The sequence below is a fragment of the Parabacteroides sp. CH2-D42-20 genome, from assembly GCF_003670185.1.
GTDB lineage: Bacteria > Bacteroidota > Bacteroidia > Bacteroidales > Tannerellaceae > Parabacteroides > Parabacteroides distasonis.
Genome location: NZ_RAYG01000063.1, coordinates 1 through 5,025 on the forward strand (window position 1 = coordinate 1; position 5,025 = coordinate 5,025).

Consider the following 5,025-nt stretch of genomic DNA (forward strand, 5'->3'; position numbering starts at 1 on the left):
CAACATTCAGATATTCAACAGGTTTTCAAAAATATTCCAATCAACATCTATTTAGCTTATTCAAATACCCCCCACACATTACTTTCTAAGAATGTCTTCACTTTCAACATCAATAGAATCCGAAAACCTTTGTCACCTGTTGACTGGTAGACGCAAGAGGACCTGATAGAGTAACCGTACAGCCACGTGATCCTCCTGTCTTGAAGAATATTTCACATAAATGGCTATCAGAGATATAAGATGATATACCATTACCGGAGACAGACCAATTATAGGAAGATAATACGGGATTACTTACGACAATTGTAAGCCTTGTGGGTGTATTGTATCCGGGAATCTGGTTTGCGGTCATCAACTCAATCTGCCCGGAGAAAGTATCACCTGTAAAATATCCTTCTAGCATCAGAGGGTCAGAAGCTCTATACGCTTCTTGGGAGGCTTCCACATAATTAGCGGGCTTTTCCGCATAGTTCGCAACGGCGACGAGTAACATCGCAAGTAAAATCAAATACTTCTTCATGTTCGTATTATTTTAAGATTATACAAAAAGGGCTAGACGAAACCTAAAAAGTCTCATCTAGCCCATAGAATATTTTAGAATGCGGGATAACCCGGGTTCTGTTTTAAGTTCTGGTTCGTTTGCCATGCGTCTTGAGAGATCGGGAAGATATTCATGTAGTCTTTCCCTTTCGTTTCAGATTTCAGCCAACGAGCGTTTTGGAAAGTTCCAAAGCGAATATTGTCTTGACGTGCGTGGCATTCCCATGCCAACTCGAACTTACGTTCTAAGGCGATCTTTTCTAGATCTACGGATGCGTAATTGTGGTTAGAGTTACCGTAAGCACGTTCGCGGACCGCATTGACCAAACGTGTAGCCTCCGCATTGTTGCCTCCTGTGCGTATCAAACACTCTGCTTTCATCAAATATACATCAGCCAGACGGAAGATATGGAAATCATTCTCCATCGCATTAGTTAAGGACTTATCGAAAGTCCATTTGTTACAACGAGCGCCGTCTTCTTGGTTCACGTCACCCCAAATCGTACCATCACGTTCCGTTCCGGGGATAACTGTAACTTCCGGAGTGTGTATCAAAGGACGGTCGTGTGCCGTGATCAACACTTTCCCAGTAGCAGGGTCGATACTTGGACCTACTAAGAAAGAGCCTTCATAGCGAGGATCTTCCTTGTCGAATAGCAATACATAATCCGGCTGTGCGCAAATACCGTTCCATGCGCTGAAAGTAGCTCCAAGAGGTATATTATCTTTATAGTGCAAAGTACGGTAATGTAATTGATTTTGCCATTCCGTATCGTTCGCACTAAAGCAGCAAGCCAAGATAGCTTCTCTTGATTGTTGGTTATTTACTTGGAAATTTGTTTTCCAGTTAGCCTCTAATATATAAGGAAGCCCCATCACGACATCACAAGCGTCAGCGGCCTCTTTATATCGAGGAGAGTCTACGCCCCAAGCCTCTGCGTTTAGGTACAACTTTGCCAATAAGGTATAAGCGGCACCTTTCGTGAATTTTCCATAACTAGCGTCAGAAACATCTTCACGAAGCAAGTCCTTGATCTCGTTTACCTCTTTAACCAACCAATCATAAACTTCCTTCCTTGTTTTGCAAGTGGGCAGTTCTGTGTCATTGTAATCTATACTCAATGGAACATTTCCCCAATTATCCATCAGGTAATAAATCCAGAACGCACGTACACCGCGGATTTCCGCTAACGCTCTAGCTTTTGCGGATTCTTCCAATGCGGAAGTACTAATAGTCTCGTAAATTAAGTTACAAGCAGAGATCGCTTCCGTAGATCTTGACCATGCGTTTTTCACGGCTGAGGTATTCGCAGTCCATGCGTGCATGTGTAACTCACGATACTGACCACCATCATACCAGTCACCACCTTTACGGGTAGGTACGACCGCCATATCTCCTGAGCATTCCGATAAAGCAATACATGCGTCAGAGAAATATCTTTTAAATGTATTGTATGCAGGGCCAATGATCGAATTGATTTCACCATCGGTTTTACCGAAGTTTTCTGCTGGAATCTTATCATACACCGTTTCATCCAAATCCGTACAGGAGGGCATGGAAAACATTAGTGCAGCACCAGTAAATAATGATATAATTGATTTTTTATTCATAATTAATAACGATTTAATTTAGAAAGTTAAATTAACACCCAATGTGAAGGTACGTGCCTTCGGGAAGAATTGACGAGGCTCAATACCCGGAGACAAACCAGCATCCGTATCGGAAGATTCACCACGGAACAATTCAACCTCTGGGTCTAAACCTTTGTATCCAGTAATTACGAATAAGTTCTGAGCGGCGAAATAAAGACGAGCTTTATCCAACCAATTAATCTTCTTCGTATCGAAGGTGTAACCTAAGGCCAAGTTATCCAAACGGATGAACGAACCATTCTCCAAATAATAAGAACATACGCGAGAAGATTCTTTCATCGTATAAGTCAATTCATCATCTAATGCGTTTGTACCGATCAAGTACGTATTATTCGCATAAGCCGCACGCGGGTTGTTCAATACCTTGTTGCCGATCGTTCCACGGAAGAAGAAGCTGAAATCCCAGTTCTTCCAAGTGAAATTATTTTGCCATCCAAATGTCAAGTCTGGTTGTGCGTCTCCTACGTATGTGCGGTCATCGTCCGAGATCTCACCATCACCGTTCAAATCCGTAATGATATATTTTCCGTCCTTGATACCCGTACATTCCAGCATGAAGAATTGTCCTACGGGACGGCCTTCCTCTACTACGTGAGAAGTTACGCCGGAAGCACCACGGATCCATGGATCGCCTGTATAAATACGGTCTGTCGTATAAAGATCGCTTGACAACTTCGTGATTTCATTCTTATTGTGGGACAAGTTCAATGACATATTCCAGTTGAATGTCTTGTTACGGATCACATCTAAGTTTAACAAAACCTCGATACCTGTATTTTTCATATCACCTACATTGGCTTGCATACGGTCGTAAACATACGGAGGAGTCGGAACCTTGTAAGTATAAAGCATGTCTGATGTACGTTTGTCATACCATTCGATTGTACCACCTAAACGGCCATTGAACAAAGAGAAATCTAAACCGATGTTTAACATAGCCGTAGACTCCCATTTCAAATCCGGGTTGGCATTCTGGGAAATCTTATAAGATGTAGCCCAATTACCATTGTCATAATAGATACCGGACATGCCATAAAGCTCCATGCTCTTATACGGCTGTAAACCATCTTGGTTACCGGTAACACCGTAGCCCGCACGTAACTTCAAGTCATTGATCCAGTTTACGTCTTGCATGAATGCCTCTTGTGAGATACCCCAAGCTGCGGAAACAGAGGGGAACGTACCCCATTTATGATTCGCACCGAACTTAGAGGAACCATCTCGACGGACGGTAGCCGTAATCATATAACGCTCGTCATAGCTATAGTGAGCGCGGGCGAACATAGAGATCAATTTGTAGTAGTTCTTACCAGACTCAACGTCGCCTGTCTTTAATCCGGCTCCGGATTGCAAAGCGTTATATGACAAATCGTTGATCAAAAAGTTGCGGTTTTGAGCGAAGAAATAAGAATATGTGTTATCCTCCCAAGAGTAACCGAGAATCGCATTCAATTTATGTTTTTCGTCCGCACCAAAAGACTTATTGTAGTCCAAAGTCCACTCCATCAAGTTACGATCCCATGCCCGATTACGTTTTTGCGCAAAGCCATTATTACCCTGTCCGACCGTCGTACGAGAGTCGTCATAGCGGCTATACTCATTAGAGAAACGGCTCTTATATAAATTTGCCTTGATGTTCAATCCGTTGATAATCTCAAATTGGATATCACCGGCACCATAAAAATAAACGTTGCTGTTTTTTCGCTCGTTCAGATTTTGGTTTTGAACAGGATTACCTTGGTCATACTCCGCATTAACTTTCGTGAAGTAAGAACCATCAGCGTTATAAACTGGGTAAACAGGCAACATGCTGTATGCCAACACGAAGTTGTCACCATTCGGAACATGTGAGTCTGTCAAGGTAGCAGATCCAGCCAAACCAATACGCAAACGGTCATTGATCGCACGCTGCTGGAACTGGAAGCGGAAGCTATGGCGTTGCATATCGTTATCGCGCATGATACCATTTCGATCCAAATAGGTATAGGACGCACGATAGTTGTTCTTAGAACCACCACCAGACAAAGAGATTGAATGGTTCTGAGAAACTCCGGTACGAGTCAGTTCATCAAACCAATCTGTGTCGGCACCATATTGGTCGTATACGCTATAGTCTAGACCTTTGCTATTTGCGTAACCTCTCCATTCGTCCGCATTCATTAAATCGGGCTTATTGGCCATCTGATCAAAGGCAACATAACCATCATAGCTGATTTGTGTCTTGGAGCCAGAACCTCTCTTGGTCGTAATCAATACTACACCACCAGCGGCACGAGAGCCGTAGATAGCGGCGGAGGAGGCATCTTTCAAGACGGAGATAGACTCGATATCGGAAGGAGCTACCGTCGACATATCACCACCGGGAATACCATCGATAACGATTAACGGACCTTGGTCGTTCTGCAACGTGGATGTACCACGCAAACGCATCGTAGATCCACGCGTCACATCACCGGAGCCGGAAGTGATCGTCAAACCAGCTACCTTGCCTTGCAACAAGTCGGAAGCGTCACGTGTGATACCTTTGTTAAAACTTTCTTCGGATACGTTCGCCACGGATCCTGTGATCTCCCTACGGGTCTGCGTACCGTAACCGATCGCCACGACCTCTCCTAAGTTTACTACGGATGGAGATAACTTAATCTCTACCGTGCTACGTCCTTTAACACTCTCTTCGATCGTGTTATAACCAATAAAGGATGCTTGAAGAACAGCCTTTTTTAAATCATTTACGGTAAGACTGTAGTTACCGTCCATGTCAGTGATAGTACCATTGGTAGTTCCCTTTTCTACGATGTTCGCACCGATGATGGGTTCGCCAAGTTCATCTAG

Annotated in this window: 3 protein-coding genes; all 3 read right to left on the reverse strand. The window is 43.5% G+C overall.

Features of this window, described 5'->3' with window-relative positions:
- Positions 1 to 109: 109 nt before the first annotated feature.
- Entirely contained in the window at positions 110 to 520 is a 411-nt protein-coding gene (locus tag D7V92_RS21525; RefSeq protein WP_121773762.1) for a hypothetical protein, read from the reverse strand.
- Positions 521 to 594: 74 nt separating this feature from the next.
- On the reverse strand, positions 595 to 2,151 hold the full coding sequence (locus tag D7V92_RS21530) for a RagB/SusD family nutrient uptake outer membrane protein (protein ID WP_005867840.1): 1,557 nt from the start codon (positions 2,149 to 2,151) through the stop codon (positions 595 to 597).
- Between the two features lie 18 nt (positions 2,152 to 2,169).
- Positions 2,170 to 5,025, reverse strand: a 2,856-nt coding sequence (locus tag D7V92_RS21535) for a TonB-dependent receptor (protein WP_147441539.1), incomplete at its 5' end; no start/stop codon positions are given.

What these genes read in the sequence shown, in the direction of transcription:
- D7V92_RS21525 (WP_121773762.1), bottom strand. Translation starts at nt 520, where the DNA reads ATGAAGAAGTATTTGATTTTACTTGCGATGTTACTCGTCGCCGTTGCG.
- D7V92_RS21530 (WP_005867840.1), bottom strand. Translation starts at nt 2,151, where the DNA reads ATGAATAAAAAATCAATTATATCATTATTTACTGGTGCTGCACTAATG.